Genomic DNA, 18,145 nt, shown 5'->3' on the forward strand with positions numbered 1-18,145 from the left:
CGAGGGTTCGACGGTGACTACGGATCTTCATCGGATAAGTCGTAAACATTGAGTTAAAAACAGAAGCGAGGGAGATTACGGAAAAACCTTCGTTCTGCCTATCCCCCAAAATAGGGGGGCCGAAATAAGTCGGTGGTGCATGGCCGCCTTGGAAGCCCCCAGCATCGTAGGCTGACAGCTATTTTAAATACGCCGACGAAGCCGACCACAGCAACAATGGGATCTCGAACCCCCGTTACGAGCTCCACCAATGCCTGACCGAAGCGATGCTCCCCATCCATCGCAACGCCCGCCAACTGGTTGGTTACTTCGACCGGCCTTGAAGGCCGAAAAGGTCTTTCACCGTCTTGTAGGCGAGCTTGGGACGCCGGTATTCGTCCAGCGTTCCTTTGTTGTTGAAGGTGCGGGGCCGCGCCATCGACCAACCGCCCGAGTAGGTTCGGGCATCGCTGAAGTGCCACAGGGCGATCCCGCAACAGCGGGGATTCCCCAAGGCCCATTCGCAAGCCCGGCGAAGATACTCGGCCTGGAACTGTTCCGTGAAAAAATCGGCGTGCGAGTCGCGCCACCCGTAAAGCCCTTCCACACCGGTCTCGGAGATCATGATCGGCTTATCGCCGAATCCGAGCCCATCCACCCCCGAAAAGATTTTTTCCCAGGTCGACTCGATCAGGTCGAGCGGATTTTCCACTCCCTCGGATCCATACCAGCCAGGATAGGCGTTTATGGAGATCAGGTCCACCAAGTCGTAACAACGGTCCGCCAACGGAAACATCGTCGCGTAGGAAATCAATCGGGTCGAATCGAGCGCGCGTAGCGTGGCCACGGTCTCCTCGAAGCATGGCCGGACGTATTCCTGGTCGGTGCCGGCTTCATTGAAGAATCCCCAGATGATCACCGACGGATGGTTCCCGCTGGCCCGCACCATCGAGCGTAAACTCGCGGCATGGTCGGCCAGGAACTTTTCGCTGGCGAAGGTCTTAGCCCGCTGCCCCCACCCGAGATTCTCTTCCCAAACAAGAAACCCTAGTTCGTCACAGAGATCGAGAAACCGCTGGTCCTGCGGATAATGGGAGCCACGGATGAAGTTGCATCCGAGGTCGCGCAGGTGTTGCAAATCGGCGAACATCTGCAAAGTCGGCGTGCTCGGCCCGGAGTTGGGATGCCACTCGTGCCGGTTGTATCCACGCAGCCGCAACGGCTCCTCGTTTAACCAGAGGGCGCCCTCCCGCGCTTCGATTCTCCGCAGACCGAAACGCACCCGGATCGCGTCGCCCCCCGGAATTCCCACCACGGCGGTATGAAGTTGAGGCGACGCGGGCGACCACAACCGGGGAGCGGGGACGCGGGCCCGCACCCGAACCGTTCCATCGGTGGGGGTCACGTTTTCAAACCAGTTGGTTTCCCCGTCGTCGAAGGCCACGCCGAGCGTCACCGGGCCATTCGTTTGTTCAGTCAGAACAACCCGCACCTCCACTCCTCCGTCGCGGTATTCCTCATTCGGGAAGAGATGCACATGGTCGATGACCGCACCATCGGCAGGCAACAACGAGCAACTGACGCTCCGGATGATCCCGCCGTATTGATAAAAATCGAAATACTCCTCGTGCATCGGTACCCGCTCGAAATCGAACCGGTTGTCCACCAGGACCAGCAACTCCCGCTCGTCGCGATCAGCGACCGGAACGTCGACGGTGAACGGAGCGTATCCGCAGGCATTCTCCTTCAACAAAATACCATCGACGTAAATGCGGCTCCACATCGAAACGGCCTGAAACTCCAGGCGGGACTTTCGCCCTCGGGGAACCCGGAACCGGCGCCGGTATACCGCAGATCCTCGTCGCCCGGCATGATCCGGCAACGCATCGAACGCCGACGGAACGAGCGCTTTCCCGGACATCGTCAGATCATTTGGAGAAAACGATTCGAGATCGATCGCGCCGAGGAAGGAGAAATCCCACAAGCCATCAAGCGGCCAAATCGACCGGAGCGGAGGCAACTCGTTCACGAGCGGGCTCCTCCCAGCGCAACATTGGTTAAGGTCACGATCTCGCCCGGACCGATTTCCACCGCGGCGTCGCCGTTGCGCGCCCCGGGGTCGAAATCGACGGCCATGTTGGGGGCGTAGGGAGAGGTTTTTTCCATCCACTGAAAATCTTCCAATCCCCAGGGAGCGATCGAAGCGCGGATAATCGCCCGCCCCCGGTTGAGCGCCACCCAGGTCTTTTCTCCCTTCTCTCCCACAAACGCCGTGACCAGCAGGTCGGGGTCGTCGCAGTTCGTATCCACTCGACTCATACCTTCCCGGACTCGACGACTCCAACTGCCGAGGACCCGAAGTTGATGGCTGGACGGAACGGGCACGAAACCATTCGCCCGGTCAATCGTCAGCAGGGCCCGGGTCCAGGCATAGGAGGGTTGCTCAACATTGAGGAGCGTCCAGCAATAAAGAATCGCCGAAGCGTCCAGCAGCGTCAGGTTTTTGTGACTGAGTTCCCCCATCAGCAACGCCAGCCGATAGCTTCGCATCTGGTAACGGGGACTGTTGACGCAAAGCTCCGTGGAAAGAAACGGTTTTTCCTTCACGATCTCATGCAACTCCCGCAACGGCCCGTCGAAACGGTCCGGATCATCGAAGTATTCCTGGTAATCATACATGTGGGCGGTGGCGTAATCGATCTTCGCCCACGTTTCCGGATTCTCGGAAAATGTTCTGGCCCGGGTATGGGCGTCGGCGTAGAGCTTTCCCCAATTCGAGTCGTTCGACAACATGTTCGCATCACTCATGTGGATACGCACTTCGCCGAACCCCGCGCGGTCGAGCTCCTTCCTCAATTCCGCGACCATCAAATGGTAAGTCTCCTTGGGATGGGAATTCTCGTTTTGGATTCCAACCACGGCCGGCGGATGACCGGTCTTATCCCGGGAGGTGCGGCAATAACCGACAATGGCCCGCGCGTACTCCGCGACCTTCACCGGGTTCAACCGTTTCTGCCCTTTCTCGTCCAGGAAACTCTCCCCCACCTCCACCATCCATTTCGGGAAATGCCAGAATTCGAACCAGACCTGGCCGCCGCGGCGGAGGAATTCCCGGTTCATCGCGAAGTCGCTGATATTTCCGTTCGGAAAATTGTCTCCGTAATAATGCGGGGCCGCCGACTTCAGGTCGTCCCAATTATCGAGGCTTTCGCGCAGTTCGTCGGCGATCGGATTCTCCCGCTGGATACGGAGATTATAGGTTTCGACATAGTCCCAGAATTGCGCCTTCCCGGCTTCGCTCAACTCCGCGTAAGCGGTCGGGATGCTCGTCCCTCCGAAACCGATCATGGTCTGCCGAACCTGGTCGGGATTCACCACCGTCTCGGTCCGGCGAGGCGCCGCTTCCATCAACCTCCCCGCGCATCTGCCGGTCGCGTCCGAAAGGTGAAGTTGATGATGATGCAGGTCTTGCAGGCAGACCTGGGCGATGACCCGGACCCCATTGATCCAAACCGCAAGCTCCATGTTATGCGACAAAGTCACTGCGATCGAACGAACCGCATCGGTGATCGCCACCCGACGCTCCGGCCACTTTTGCTCGGGGTGCGTGTTGATGCCCGTCTCGCCATTGAAGGAGGACATCGGGGCCTGGAACCAGCGGTCCCGGGGAACGTCGAAATCCTGATCGAAAAGCAAATCCGGCGAATGCAGCCAGAACGAATCGTGGAAACTCTGCTGAAAGGTCAACTCCGCAGCGTCGAGCGAGAGCAGGACTTTCCCTTCCGGACCCGTGAACATCCAATCGAGGCGGGCCTCATTCGGGGTCCATTCATCGAAATCGAGCCGTCTCTCAAAACAGGCCGGCAGCCATTCCTCGAAAAAATGGGGCCGCAGCTTCTCGCCGCACAACCAGACCTCGACCGTCATCTCCTCGGCGGGCAAAAGAAACCGCTCCAGTTCACGGGTTCTTTCAGACAACTGCGCCCGGGCCCGTTGACGTTCCGACGGGACGACGTTCGTATCATTCATTGTTTTAGTTTCCTGCATGGAAAAAAGATTATTCGGAAAGAGAAAATCATAAGGTGATTCGATTTAGTCGGCGTGACGGTGCTGCCAGTTCCCGGTTTCGGTCAATGACGGTATCGGGTGACTCAATGCTACCTCACAGTGTGTTTAATTAAACCGTATCACGGGAACTGACCCTGATCGCGCCATAACGAACGATAATATTTACTATTGATTTGTTGTGCTTGTGATTTTCCTAAGCGTTGTCGCTTTTCGAAAAACGGATTCTCAACACCGCATGCTCCGCGATTCGTTTCACTTCAATCGTGCCTGTCTCCGCCTCGATCGCTCCCAGTGAAATTTGATCCGCTCCGGCGACGACCTCCGCGTCGATAAAAGGTTGGGCCGTTCGGAGCGAAAGCGGACCGGTCGGTGCCGGAGCCCCCGCCACGCCGAACTCGATCTCCCTCAAACAACGCAGCCGCGGGTTGCGATTGAAAAGGTGCAAAATCAAGTCGTCGTCTTCTTGCCGAAAGGCGGAGAAGATCACCTGCTCCGGCCCTTCCAGGCTCACCCGCTGATTGAGGTATGGCGCAAGCAGGGCATCCACCAGCCCGCAGGTGCTGCGATGAGGCGCCTCGACATAAACCGGGCCGGGTTGAAACGCCGCGAATAACAAACGGCCCGCGCCGACGTTCTTCAAAACCGCGAGCGATCCCGTATCACCCGCCGTTCCGATCTCGGAAAAACCTTCGGCCCGTTTCATCCGTTCCTGTTTCGAACGCATCCCCGAGGTCGCTCCCTCCAAGAGCGTCGTCACATCGTCCGCATCGAAAACGAACCCCCGCCCCGACACCAGAAATCGTTCGCCAGCGGGTCGACCGGGAAAGCCGTTCGAACGAACCGTGACGTGCGGCATCGTCTCGGTCTTCTTGGTCGGCCGGATGAACCGGTCCAGCAACCCGCTTCCAGTCGGGTTTCCCGCCGAATCGAATTCGCCGGAATCGCCAAAGGCGATGACCGTTCCTCCTCGCTCCATGAAAGTCCCCAATGCCTCCAACGCGCCATCCGGAAGATACGGGCTGCTCGGTAAGAGAACGGGTGGCCCGACCGGATCTTCGTTTGCCAAGTCGTCCAGTTCGTCCTCCAGCAGTACCTCGTAGAGCCAATGGGCATCCTCCAACAGATAGGAGTAGCCAAGGCTCTCCTTCAACCAGGACGCGTTCTTGCCGGTGCGAACATTATTCAACGTCGACTGAGCGACGAGCATGCGAATCGAAGCGACCGGCTCTCCGCGAATCCACGGGGTGCGCTCGCGCACCATCCGGGCCACCATCCGAAGTCCGCGGGCGGATGAGGACGGGGATTCCGCCAAGCCGAAACTCGGATGCGCCCCGGCGGTCAGGCAGGAGGCGGCAAAATGCAAAAGTCCGTCCACATCCGGCTCGGGTCGCCCCGGTCCGGGCACGTGCGCGCTATCTTCCCACCGGGTCCAGATTTCCGGACGCCGCCGCCGGTTCATCGCGCGGAGCAGGCGGGCTTGAAGTTGGATCTGTTGACGGCGCAACTCATCCTCGCCCGCCAAAATGGCATCCATCGGGATCCGCCGCAGGGCGCACCCGACGTCCGGACCCGTGGTCAATCGAACAAAATGGTTGAACACCAGGGTCGCCTTTGGCTCTTCCGCCAGCACCCGCGCGGTCAGGCTTTGGAAGTAACTCTGCCACCAATCGGCCCTCCATCGTACCCATATTCGAAATACCGGATCATCGAAATCGACGCTGGCCGGAATCTCGTGACCGGTCTCCGCCCGGAATTTCTCCCGCATAAAAGAGGACCGCGAAGCCCAGCGTCGATCCGCGTCCGACCGCTGAAAACAACCGTCGAACCAAATCCCGTCGAACCCGAGATCCCGGATTTGCTCGACACAATAATCGACCAGAAGATCACCGTAAGGAGACCCGAGGCAGACAAAGTGGTCGTTGCGATCGTAGTGCTCCGTCGCCTCTCCCAAAAACTCGACCCGCCAATCCGGATGCTCGGCGACGAGCAAAGGTGCCGTGGAGAGATAATCCCAGCTCATCACCGTCAGCCCCCGCTCATGGGCCTCCCCGGTGAGCCAGCGGAGGTTGCCGGCGTTCGGGTCCTCCCGGTACGGCATCACCTTGGACGGAAACAACGGATAACGGCCTTTGGCCTGGGCGCTGTACCAAAAGCTGTCCACCCCGCAATCGACCAACGTGTCGAGCATCCGCATCAAGACCTCCCGGCTCTCCACGGCGTGGCCCGGGCGGTGCTCGATGCGCACCGCACAGTCGTGGTATGGAGATGGCACGGATCCCGGCATTTCGGAAGTATTGCCGGGCGGCCTCCGGAATGACCACGCATTTTCTTTTTTACCCGTAAGAGGAACGGGAGATAATCTCGGCATCTTCCTTTCATCCTGTTCAATTCATTCCACTTGCCATTCCAGGCAGATCCCTCCTTACCAATTAGAGATGCCGCGAGACACCCCCACTACAATGCAAGATGTGGCCGACGCCTGCGGGTTGTCGAAAATGACCGTTTCGATGGCTCTTCGCAACGACCCGCGGGTCAAGAAAGCCACCCGCGAACGGGTTTGGGAAGTGGCCGAAGAACTCAACTATCGGACGAATCCATACATTTCCACCCTCATGGCGCAATTGCGGACCGGTGGAAAACGAAGATCCCGCCCGGTGATCGCCTTCTTGAATCTAATGAAACCGCCGCAACACCTGCACGCCACCAACGCGGGCCGGAACTATTTCATCGGCGCTTCCGCCCGGGCCGAAGAACTTGGATTTAAGTTGGAAGAATTCAGCCCCTACGCGCCCGGCATGTCTCTGGAACGGATCGACGGTATTTTTCTGGCCCGGGCGTTGCATGCGATTCTAATCTCGCCGGCGGAGGGACGCCATGCCCAGATCGACCTCCACTGGGAACGATACGCCGCCGCCAAATTCGGTTTCAGCGTCGAACACCCTGCAGTCCATTTCGTCACGTCCGACAATTTCCAATGCATCCAGGTACTGGTAAACAAGATCGTCAACATGGGCTACCGCCATGTGAGCCTCGCCCTGCCCCGCTCCATGGACGACCGGGTTGATCACCGTTGGATCGGAAGTTTCCTTTACCACAAATGGCGCCTCTCGCGGAAAGCGAAGCTTTCGGTTTTTGTGCCGGAAACCTGGGCGAAGAATTCGTTCCTCGAATGGTTTCGGCACGAACGCCCGGAAGTGGTGGTCAGCTTTGATCCCGCCGTCCCAGTCTGGCTTGAAGAAGGCGGCTTCAAAGTGCCGGACGATGTCGGCTTCGCCACCGTCGACTGGTCCCGCGACCACCCGCATTTTTCCGGCGTCAATCAACATCCCCGGCGGATCGGTGCCCTCGGCATCGACCTGGTCGTGGAACAGGTCCATCGCAACGAGGCCGGAATTCCCGCCGAGGCGAAATGCGTCCTGGTGACCGGGGAATGGGTGGACGGGAAGACGCTGAAAAACAAGGCCCCGGCGGCGGCGGCAGGCGAAGGAAAACCGTTGCCACCGGTGAATCGGATATGACTTCCTTCTATAAAACCTCACTGTTTATGCCGGTTGGAAGGCGGTCAAATTCCGTTTTCGCGCGAAGCGCTTTGGAGTGCGGTGCGTCCCCGCACCGCCTTTCGACTCCAACGCGGGGTTGGCCCGCACCGCGATCGCTCGAACACTCCGGACCCGGTTCTTCCGCTCCAAAGCTCCGCGGGGACGCGGAGCACTCCAAGGAGGCTTCGCCTCGGAAAACTAAGTTTCATCCATGATTTTCGCCCGCGCGGAGCGCGGGATGGGGACCTCTATGCAACAATCCACATCACAAACCACCGGTTCTGACTTGTGGGACTTCGAAAGCCTGAAACGGAACGTTCCCGCAATCCTTTGGGATGAGCGATCCTTCGCCCACCCCCTTGTGCGCGCGCTTTATTATGAAGGCGAACCGTATCAGAACCACCGATCCCGCGTATTCGCCTACGTTGGCTTGCCCGAAGAGGCCAAAGATGCGAACCGCTCGCTTCCGGGCATGATTCTCGTCCATGGGGGCGGAGGCACCGCTTTCGCCGAATGGGCTCAAATGTGGGCTCTCCGAGGTTATGTCGCCGTCGCAATGGATCTTTCGGGGCGGGACTCCGACGGAAGTTTCCTGTCCGACGGCGGCCCCCGGCAGGAGGACCGGCAAAAGTTCGACGACATTGAGTTTGGCTTACGCGCGGCCTGGCCCTACCAGGCGGTGGCCAACGTCGTCCGCGCCGTTTCCCTCCTGGCGAGCTTTCCGGCCGTCGACCCGAAGCGTCTTGGCATCACGGGTATTTCCTGGGGCGGGTATGTCACCTGCCTGGTCGCTTCCCTCGACGATCGCCTACGGGCGGCAGCGCCGGTCTACGGGTGCGGTTTCATCCATGAAAACAGCGCCTGGCTGGACGTTCTCGCCCGCTTGTCCGAGGCCTCCCGCGAAGCTTGGATCACTCACTTCGACCCCTCCCGTTATCTGGCCCAGCGCCATGCCCCGATGCTCTGGGTAAACGGCACGAACGACTTCGCCTACCCCTTGGACAGTTACCAAAAGAGCTACCGACTGCCTCCGGCCGAGCGGACCTTATCCATTCAGGTCGGCCTCGGCCACGGCCAGGAGATCGGCGCGGCGCCCCGGGAGATCGAATGGTTCATGAACAGCATCTTTCGCGGCGGTCCACCACTCGCAAGGATTGGAGCCACCCGGATGGAAGGAAACAACCTGCTGGCTCCGTTCGACCCGGGCGCCCGGCTACAGTCCGCCTCCCTGCATTACGCCTGTCACGAAGGTCCTTGGATCGACCGCCAATGGCAGACGGTTCCGGCCACGATCCATCCGGGGTCTCTCCAGGCCACCTGCCCCGGCCTTCGTCCCGGCGCCTGCTTTTTCACAGCCACCGATTCCCGCGGCGCCACCACTTCCTCCGAACATATCATCCTGATTTAACCCATTTCTTACGGGTAATATTGAAAATGGATTAACTTTCCCGGGGAGCTGCCAAACATCGTTTTGGAGCGGTGATCGCGCATGGGATTGCCGTGCCGTTGCCAGCCAAACAAACCGGCATACAGCGGTTTCATAGTCATCACGGAACGATGGCGTTCCCTTCTGTGCGAAGGGCGGAAAATTAAGAACAGGGAATTACTATAATGCATCAGCAAGCGAAACGGATGGCCTGCGTCGCGGGGGTCTTTTTACTCGCTTCGTCGGAATTGGCCTCGGCGAAGACCCACATTGAAACCGTGGCCCCGGAGCTCCGCGGTAGCGTCAATGCCGTCCAAAAACCCGGCAACGATGCCGATCATCCAGGCTTTCATTTAACCCCGCGTATTCGCTGGGGCAACAATGGCGACGGCTCCGGCGAATGGCAGGGTTGGCTCCGGTTCCCAATTCCCGAGGCGCCGAACCCCGGTTATTCCATCGAATCCGCGACTCTTACCTTCCTTGGGGTCACCAATGAAACCGGCAATCCGGGACTGATGATCCAGCTCGTCCCCAACGACTGGGGCCGCGACACGATCTTCGCCGACCGCTACCCTCTTAATCCTGATTTTCGAGTCACGTTGGTGGAGGTCGGTTCTCATCAGGACAATCCATCCGTTGACATCTCAGAATGGTTCGACGGCACGATTGCCGCCGTTCAACCCGGGTCGGACTTATCCATCAAAGTTTTCCGCTCCATCAGCGGCCACCGGCGGGCAAGGGCCGACGGCAACATTCAATTGGAGCTCAAATACACGAAAGAGTCGCTGATCGCCATTGTCATACCAGACCAGCCTTCGTCCGGTCAGAATGAGGCGGCCGTGAAGCTACGAATGCTGCTGGCGCGGGCCATGGGCGAACTTCCGCGTATCGTGACTGCGAGGGAAATTCCACCAAATGGCCTTCGCATTTTCGTCGGCCACGGGCCTCATCTCGACGGGGTTGTCAATCCACCACGAGAACCGGAGGGGGTAAAGATTCTGGAACGGGACGGCGACGTCTTTATTCTGGGAGAAATCGCACCGGCTGGCACTAACAACCGGCCCGAGGCGGTCGACCGCGGTGTCATGCACGCGGTGGAAACCTTCGCCGAGGAAGTCTTGGGTTATCGTTTCCTCTTTTCCACCCCATCGGATCCGGAGATGTTTGAGCTGGGCACAGTGGTGCCGGAGCTCGCGGAAATCACAATCGAACCAGGGCTGCAAATCGAAGAAGCACCGGCTTTTCAACATCGCAGGCTCCACGGCCATCCTCGTGGCGTGATCGGTTTGCGCGAAGGATCGTCCACGGATTTTGCGGCAAACCATAGTTATGATGTCGATTGGTGGGCCAGACAATACGCCGAAAAGTATCCTGAAATGTTTATTCCGCGTGAAAATGATGCTTCACGGGAACAGGATGCACATGCCGAAGCGATGGGGGCCCAGCGTTATTTGAATTTCCTGGACTATACGGAGCCCTTGGTCCTTCAAAAACGAATCGAACACATTGAAGATTTTTTCGCGACTGGAAGCCGAACCCCCTTCCAAGGCCGCGTGCCAAACCACAAATACATCCAGGAAGAGCCGCCCGACATTCGACCGCCATCCGTTAGATACAACGAAAGATCGAGGGAACTCTACAATCCATCCGCCAAGCCGTGGGGAACGTTTTCCAACATCTGGTTCGACTACATGAACCGTCTGGCTGCGGCCGTGGAAGAACGATGGCCCGAGATGCGTATAGCCACGCTGGCCTACTACCGACACTACGGCATACCCACCTTTGAATTACACGAAAATGTCGATGTGATGCTGGCCCTGATGCGCTCATCCATGCAAAATAAAGAACCGGATGTTTTCGAAAGGAATCTCGAGCATTTGAAAAATTGGTCCGCTTACCTCGGAAATGACCGCGACCGGTTGTACCTGTGGGAGTATTGGGTCTGGCCAGGCATCTTCATCACTCCGCCGACAATATCGCCCCATGCCATGCAAGACTGGCTCCAAACCGTTAGACCCCATGTCTCGGGGGTATTCATCAACGGCGGAGGACACCCGCTTCAGTTCCAATATTTGATGTACCGGTTATGGCTGCGACTATTGTGGAATCCAGACTTGGACGTAACAGCGGAAATCGAGGACATCTGCCATACGTTCTACGGCCCCGCCGGAGCCAGCATGGCGGAGTTTTACCACCGTCTCATTGAACGCTACGAGATGGCATGGGAAAACCCGGAACTGATCTGGGACCAGTATTACATCCATCCGAGTCTCTATTATGGCCAAAGTTATCCGGCGCCGGAAATCACCTGGTTAGCCGCTCGCCTTGAGAAAGCGCGCCGCGAGACAGGTCTGCCGGCAGTGATCGAGACCGCGGTGAAACACGGCTCGGCCATTTATCTCTTCAACGGCGATGAGGCGGTGGCCGGTGTCAGCATCGAGCTGATTGCGACAGACAACGAACTGGTCGACCCGGTCTTCGGTTGGGATGACGGACGTCTCGTCTGGAACGGAAGGCTCCAACCGGGCGAGCGCCTGGCCATCAGCGCCTCCGGCCAGGCGGCGTTGACGTCCGGAGATGGCCAGGTCAGAGATGTCAGCGAAGCATTGGAAGGCGCTTCCCCGACGTTGGCAGCCGGCGGGGCGGACGTGTTCCACTTTTGGCATTCCAGTCCAAAGCGGGACGGGACTTTCGAAATCGCACTGCGTTACGGAAGCGACGACACAGCGACGATGAGCAGTTCGAAAACGAATATTTACGCCCGCCGCCTGGCATGGCTTAGGGGTCCTTATCACGTGTTTCATCCGACACGTTCCCAATATGACACAAAACAAGGTTTTTTCGCGGAGGCGCACGTGGTCCATAAGCACTTAGGGCAACCACCGGTTTACCGGGTTTCCGAGGTGGGCGCGCTGCCGGAAAACGACGAGGACCCACTGTGGGCCTCCGTGCCAACCATCGAACTTGTGCGAGGCCGGGAGAATGGTGGCACCCCATACCACAACATGGGATTTCCAGCCGATCTCCGCACCCAGGGACGGATGACGTTTACCCCCGGAAATGGTTTGGCGATGCTCTTGGAAGCCGAAGGCACCCCAATCGAAGGGGAGCGCGTCACCTTGGAAATCAACGGAAAAACCTTCGAAATCAGCATCGGGGGCAAGGGAAAAGATGACCACCTGTTGCGCGGACTACAGATTGATGATAACGGCTGGCTCGCCTTGGTCGTACTGGAATGGAGCGAACTTGGCCTCTCGGGAGATCGATCATCCGGCGCCGGAATTCCCGCCCAGATCAAACGGGAACGTGGTGACGACAGTTATATCTGGTCGCCTCCCTTGTCTTCGCCCTGGGGACATGGCAAACAAGGACCAGGCACGCTTGTATTGCTGCCGTTGTAAAAGAAATCACTGCGGGGGATACTGGAGAATTAACCACGCAGATCACAAAGAGCACAAAATTGAGACGCCGAGCAAACGGCTCTCTCAGTTCCGTTCTTGTGTTCTTTGTACCACAACCCGACGATTTCTTGTTTTTCGAGCACGATTTCCCGTAACTCACTGCCCCGTAATCTGTAATAGGGATAAACCGCAAAGAACGCGAAGGCCGCAAAGGAGGGAGGAAAGGAACGGGAGGCTGGATTTCCTGACCACGGATGTATACGGAAAGGAGAAGGTATTCTGTTTTTTTCTTTGCGATCTTTGCGACCTTGAGCGGAGCGGGCGGTTTGAGAATCCCTGATAAGCTACATAAGGAGAGGGATCTAACCACAAACCGCAGGAAGTCAGTTGCCAAAAAGGCTCGCAGGTTTGATCAACCTGCAAGCCCTATAGAGTGTCGACGGATGGATGACTGGCCTTACTCAGCGGCTCCAACGGCGTCGGCAGAAAACAACGCCCATGATAATCAATCCAAAGCCCAAGCCATAAACTCTCGGTTCTGGAATAAATGCCACATCCAAAGTAACCGGGCTGTCGGTTTGACCTCGGCGATTGCCACTGATATTCCGGTACACCATGATTGAGATCGTGTCCCCGGGCATAATGGAGGCAACACTTCCATCAAAATAACGGGTAATATCACCCGAAATAATGGAAGGCAGTGAGCCTACAGTGGCCAATGTTATCGCTGAACCTGATACTGGTGAAAACCGGTTAAAATAAATACTCTGTGCGTCCCAGCTATTGTCGTCAATAAGCCCGACGACCATCCCCGGCCCACCAGTCTCATTCACAAGATTGGTGAAGTTGATGAACACCGATCCAATCTGTTGCCCAGGCTCGGGGGCCTCGGGTATCGTAAACTTAAGCCAGCCCTGCCACTCACCTGCCCCGTTATTTCCAAAGCGAACCCTAGGTTGCTGTTCCAGACCTGGATTTGATTCACCACGCGACTGGGAAAGACTGCCTTGAATAGTCGCCGTCACGTTTATTTCAGTGGCAGCGGAAACTGTTCCAGCGACGGAAAGGAGGAATACCGACGCCGCGATTCCGCAGAGTAACAATGGCCGATTCTTAACAGAATGAGTTTTTATTGTAATAGACATGATCGTATTTGGGTTGTTGGTTTCGATTCATTCCCTTGAGGAAATTAGCGCTCTTGTTTAGACTTCGAATCAATCTTTGGAATGACAATTCTTTCGTCGTTTTACTCGTAATATTCTTCGGCCTCGAATTCCAGCCGCAGGAACATTCGCTCCTGGCCGAAAACAAATACCGTAGCTTCGACCAGCTCCCAGTCGCCGTCGCCGTTAGCATGTAGAATAGTTTCCCCGGCGATCTCGGCTTCGAACCATTTCTGAAGATCGTTCGAAACCTGGAGCCGAAGGCTCCCGCCATCAAGCTGCGTCGCCCGGCGGTAAGCGTATTTCATCTGACCGGTGGAGGTATCCACACCGACAATTGCCGGAAGGTCCTCCAGGGTGGCGCTGGCTGGATCCAGTCCCATGGCGAAGGCCATGAGGTTTTTTAATCCCAAACCGCTCAAATGGCTATCGGGATCGGATTCCGGCCCAAAAAGACCGGCATCCCCAGCCCACTTCTCATAACCTGCCACAATCGAAATCTGGTCGATCCAGACCTGAAGAAGTCCGTTCGCGGAAACATTCTCCACGCTCAGTGTCACCACACTATCCCCGGAAGGAACAGCGAAAGTCACCCGCTCCCACCCTGCCAGGCTCGATGCCGTCACAACCCATGGATAGATCTCTTCACCATTCAGGTGAATCCGGTGAAGCGCTTCATCGCCTTCCACGAAACGGAAGAACTGTAGCGTTGATGGCTCACTTACTGAAAGGCGAAAGCTCAAGCTCGAGTGATCCCCTGATTCCAGCGTCCCGAATGTGGCCGATCCTTTCAACCACTCCATAATACTCACCGCCGGGCTCCCTTGGTGCGAACCGACAGGAAGTATCGTCTTCGTGGCTGACGGTGGGTAACGGTCGAAATAAATCGTATTCGCATTCCAATGACTGCTCACCAATCCAACTACCAGGCCGGGAGGATAGCCGACGGTTTCCGTCACGATGTCAGAGAAGGTGATCTCCGCGGCTTCGATCGTTTGTCCCGGCGCTTCGGGAATCGTAAACCGCAACCAGCCCTGCCACTCTCCGGTGCCGTCTCCACTATTCCCCCACCGCACCCGAGGAGTCAGAAGGAAACCGGAAGATTCGCTATCCCGGCCCGGATTGGAAACGTTGTTGAGACTGCCGCGTACGGTAGGGTTCAGGATCGTGACCGATGGTTCGTCGACATAACTCAGCTCCAATTGAATATTGCCATCTGTTCTCGCCCGGCGATGCCCACTGATATTTCTAAAGACTTTAATCGCGATCTGCTGCCCCGAAGCGTTATCGGATCCGGTAGCTCCATAAGGAACAAAAAAGTTCGGTGCGAAGCTGACGCCGTTTCCCCCTGCCCACCATTCAATGCCTAGCTTCGTAGGGTCAATCGAGTTGACAACCTCCGAGGGAACTCGGGCCAAATACAGAAATGAGAGCTCTCCCGGCCCCTGCCTATCGTGTCCCCAGGGAGAACCGAGGGGTGGCGACCAAATATAACTGTCTCCGCCTCGCTTCCGCTGCAACTGCGCCGAAATGCCAGAAGAGAGTTCCGGGGACTGGCCTCCGGCAAGGCCGACTTCACTCCAATCCAGATGAATCAACGCGCGCCAGCCGTTATCGAAAATCTCAAGCTGCCGCACTTGGGGACCGTTAACACTACCATCCGCAATGGCGATTTCAAAAATCGTGCCGTGCAACTCTAGGATAACAATCTCTCCCGATGCGGGGGCGCCCTCGGCCTCGAGACGAACCGCCAGACCAGCATCGGTTTCAAATACCATTCGGATCCCAGTGCGCAAATCGGCCTGAAAACCGATGTTATGATACGGCATACCCCCGCTTTCACGCCCCCTCACCAGATCGAAGGCCGGGACCGCAGCCCAGCGGGGGTCATCTATATCGGTTGGCAGGGTTGTGAATTCGGTTACTTCGTATTTTGGGATTTGCTTTATATGTTTGTGCGCGATGTGAGCCTCGGCAAAGAAACCTTGCTTCTGATCGTATTGCGAATGGGTTGGGTGAAATACCAAGTAAGGATCCCTGAGCCACACCAGACGTTGCCCATAAATAGTAATCTCAACCTGATCCTGAACCTCCGCTTCCGCGCTGTAGTGTAACTGAACAGGAAACTTTTCCTCTCGTTCCATTCCGGAATGCCAGAAATGGAAAACATCAGCCTCGCCGGCGGCAATAACCGGAAAGTCCCCTTCGAAACTGCCCGACACGTCCGTCGTTATTCCATTCCCATCCGTCAGCTCCACATTACCCGAACGGGTAATATCCAGTCGTTCGCCCGGCTGCAGACGGCCCCGCCAAACAAGCCGCCCACTGTCCCAGCCGACAGCCGGATCGACCAGCTCATGACCTGCCGCGGTCAGCCTGATTCCAACCGCGACCGATTCCTCCTCCGGGTTCAGCAAATAGACCGCCGAGCCGTGCTGAACCTTCGTCTCCATAACCGCAGGCAAGCCCACCTGTTGCCGTGCCATTTCCAGCCAGCCCGCGAGTAACTCGACTTCCTCGCGAGGATAACTCTGACCATAATAGAGCTCAGGATGAACATAATAGAGCTCGGAAATCAGATTGGGGTTATGCCATTCCATCTCATACCGCTCAATCAGCCGGTGGTAAAACGTAGCCATGCTCGCACCTCCCGGTCCATAAAAGGCTTGCGTCAAATCGTCTATTTCAGCCGTCACATTCAAACTGGGATCCCATAGGAGGCGAAGCCACAGACGGTACATCAGATATTGGAACTGCAAGGGATGCCCTCCACCATTAATGAATACCCCCGACACGCGGGAGCCAACCGTTTGCAGCCAATCCTGCATGGTATGAGGCGATATCGTCGGCGGAGTGATGAAGATTCCGGGCCATACCCAATATTCCCACAAATACAATCGGGCGGGCTCGTCGTCGAGACGCGCTAACCACTCATCGACCTTTCCTAAATTATGAGAGAAGACGTGAGGTTCTTTATTCTGCGTGGACGAGCGCATGAGGGTAAGCATCACATCCACATTATCTGGAATCACGAAATCTGGTGGATCAGTATACCACTGGTATGCCAAAGTGGATACACGCATGTGGGGCCATCGAACTTCGACCTCAGCCGCGAGCCGTTGCACATAATCAAACCATAAATTCGACTGCCGCCCCCAAACCGATCCAGGGCGAAGCAACGCCTGCGCGGCCGCGCTGTGACTATTCGGATAATTATCTCCCGGCACGGCCGGTATGTAGAGGGAGGTCGGGGCGACCGTCATTCCAGGCCTTTGCGCACCGCCGGTGGCAAAGAAAGTTTCCAGGTGTTCGAGCTCCTTCTCCAGCACCAGAGGCTCCGCGTAATCGAGGTGGTTCCAGTCACGGGTGCCGTCGGCTTTGAGCACAAACAACTCCGGATGGGTCTCCCCATACATACTGCGCCAGGCTGCGGCGTTGTGAACATGATTGGCGCTGAAGGCCCGGGAACCGCCTGCCCGCATACCAAAGACTCCGCTCGGCATGCCGTGAGGAATCCGGTGGGAAAACACCGGGGCCTCCTCAATGAACAAGCCAGGTTCAATGACGAATTCCGTCAGGTCAGGGATGACAGTGCCGAGTTCGAACATTTCGGCATCCAGTTCCGGAGGCCGGGAAAAAAGGAACCGGTAACCTAACACTTTTTCAGCAAACGTCTCGACCGCGTGCATGATTCCGCGATCGATCGCGCCGATCTGATTATTGGTGCCCGCCGGAGCGATCTCGCCCAGCAGAATCAAATCCCCGTCTCGCTCGAGAATCTTCAGTCCTTCGGGAACCGTCGGGAGGGTTACGACACCAGACAGATGCGAGCCGTATCCGACGAAGATGCGCGGTCCGGTCGCAGGTGCATTTTGGGCGGAGACGACCCGCGGCCGCGCCCCGGTCGCCCGCAACAGCAGCATCCGCAACCGGTCGGCAGCTTCGACTTGGGCAGGCAGGGGATCGTCCGCCAATATCAGGGCAATATCGGATTCGATGACGTAATTAATTTGCAACTGAATGTCACCGTCGGTCCTTGCTCGACGATTGCCGCTGATGTTCCGGAAGACCTTAATCGAGAGCAACTCACCGGCCTGAATGCTAGCCTCTCTTCCGTCGAACCATGCGGTCAGATCCGCGGCCGCGTTCTCCTGGTGAGAGCCGACTCCCACCAGCGTTTTCGAGACCAGAGCCGAGAAACGGTTGTAATAGATCGTGGAGGAATCCCAAGCATTACTCACCAAACCGATCACTAGTCCAGGCGATGCCGTTTCATTTACAATCGAAGAGAAATGGATGCTGACGGAGTCGATGGATTGCCCGGGGATCTCCGGGATGGTGAACTGCAACCACCCCTGCCATTCCCCGCTCCCGTCACCGGCATTTCCCCAACGCACCCGGTGAGAATTTAACAATCCCGGAGATCCGCTATCCTTTCCCGGACTTTGCACGGTATTAACCCCGCCCCGGATGTCTGGTTGAACGATCACGATTTCCTGGGCGCTGGCAACGCCCGCCCCCGCGATACCGGCAATGGCGAAAAGCAGTCTTTTCACCGCGACCGTAATC

The 18,145-nt window shown here is 57.2% G+C and carries 8 protein-coding genes; 3 read left to right on the plus strand and 5 right to left on the minus strand.

Going from position 1 to position 18,145, the window contains the following annotated elements; all coding sequences use genetic code 11:
- Window positions 1–304 precede the first annotated feature (304 nt).
- The 3 genes from ACWUI2_RS02810 to ACWUI2_RS02820 form a co-directional block, all read right to left on the minus strand.
- Window positions 305–2,008, minus strand: a complete 1,704-nt coding sequence (locus ACWUI2_RS02810; RefSeq protein WP_486981348.1) for a glycoside hydrolase family 2 protein — start codon at window positions 2,006–2,008, stop codon at window positions 305–307.
- Entirely contained in the window at window positions 2,005–4,008 is a 2,004-nt protein-coding gene (locus ACWUI2_RS02815; protein WP_486981349.1) for a glycoside hydrolase, read from the minus strand. The genes ACWUI2_RS02810 and ACWUI2_RS02815 overlap by 4 nt, the downstream gene beginning before the upstream one ends.
- A gap of 232 nt (window positions 4,009–4,240) precedes the next feature.
- Window positions 4,241–6,319 carry an alpha-amylase family protein gene (locus ACWUI2_RS02820; RefSeq protein ID WP_486981350.1) on the minus strand — a complete coding sequence of 693 codons (2,079 nt, stop codon included), beginning with the start codon at window positions 6,317–6,319 and terminating at the stop codon, window positions 4,241–4,243.
- A 187-nt stretch (window positions 6,320–6,506) separates the two neighbouring features.
- Here ACWUI2_RS02820 and ACWUI2_RS02825 point away from each other — a divergent pair, with 187 nt between their 5' ends.
- The 3 genes from ACWUI2_RS02825 to ACWUI2_RS02835 all read left to right on the plus strand — a co-directional run bounded on the left by ACWUI2_RS02825 (window position 6,507) and on the right by ACWUI2_RS02835 (window position 12,413).
- Window positions 6,507–7,565, plus strand: coding sequence for a LacI family DNA-binding transcriptional regulator (locus ACWUI2_RS02825; protein ID WP_486981351.1), 1,059 nt, complete (start codon window positions 6,507–6,509; stop codon window positions 7,563–7,565).
- A 271-nt stretch (window positions 7,566–7,836) separates the two neighbouring features.
- Window positions 7,837–8,994, plus strand: coding sequence for an alpha/beta hydrolase family protein (locus ACWUI2_RS02830; RefSeq protein ID WP_486981352.1), 1,158 nt, complete (start codon window positions 7,837–7,839; stop codon window positions 8,992–8,994).
- A 203-nt stretch (window positions 8,995–9,197) separates the two neighbouring features.
- Window positions 9,198–12,413 carry a DUF4838 domain-containing protein gene (locus tag ACWUI2_RS02835; protein WP_486981353.1) on the plus strand — a complete coding sequence of 1,072 codons (3,216 nt, stop codon included), beginning with the start codon at window positions 9,198–9,200 and terminating at the stop codon, window positions 12,411–12,413.
- Between the two features lie 461 nt (window positions 12,414–12,874).
- On the opposite strand, the gene ACWUI2_RS02840 is transcribed toward ACWUI2_RS02835, so the two are convergent.
- Together ACWUI2_RS02840 and ACWUI2_RS02845 are read right to left on the minus strand one after the other, a co-directional pair.
- Window positions 12,875–13,558 carry a hypothetical protein gene (locus tag ACWUI2_RS02840; protein ID WP_486981354.1) on the minus strand — a complete coding sequence of 228 codons (684 nt, stop codon included), beginning with the start codon at window positions 13,556–13,558 and terminating at the stop codon, window positions 12,875–12,877.
- 101 nt (window positions 13,559–13,659) lie between these two features.
- Window positions 13,660–18,132 (minus strand): DUF4838 domain-containing protein, encoded by a 4,473-nt coding sequence (locus ACWUI2_RS02845; protein WP_486981355.1) that lies wholly within the window; start codon window positions 18,130–18,132, stop codon window positions 13,660–13,662.
- Window positions 18,133–18,145: the final 13 nt, after the last annotated feature.

This window comes from Verruconatronum alginivorum, assembly GCF_056590205.1.